Here is a 219-nt window from a genome sequence, read left to right as displayed (position 1 = left end):
GGCGAGGAGGGCGTGTTTGTCGGTCATGGCTTCCTCGCCAGTTTCTGCGCGTTCTTGTGCTTTGCGGCCTGCTCGGCGTGGAACAGTTCCACCTCATGGGCGATGAGGGCCATGTCTCGGTCAGTGGTGCAAGCCGTTCCGGCGAGACGGCGTCGGATGTTCGAGGGGTGGATGCGGGTTAGGCGGGCCAGTTTGGACACGCCCCCGTCGCCCCGTTCA

1 protein-coding gene is annotated in these 219 nt (G+C 64.8%); it reads right to left on the bottom strand.

Going from position 1 to position 219, the window contains the following annotated elements:
• Positions 1 to 23: 23 nt before the first annotated feature.
• Positions 24 to 219: hypothetical protein (locus tag BGIM_RS68645; protein ID WP_040887740.1), on the bottom strand; the 196-nt coding region annotated here is incomplete at its 5' end.

Origin of the sequence: Zavarzinella formosa DSM 19928, assembly GCF_000255705.1 — a bacterium.
Classification (GTDB): Bacteria; Planctomycetota; Planctomycetia; order Gemmatales; family Gemmataceae; genus Zavarzinella; species Zavarzinella formosa.
The sequence above is the reverse complement of the archived record's forward strand: the minus strand, read 5'-3'. Positions and strand labels throughout refer to the sequence as shown.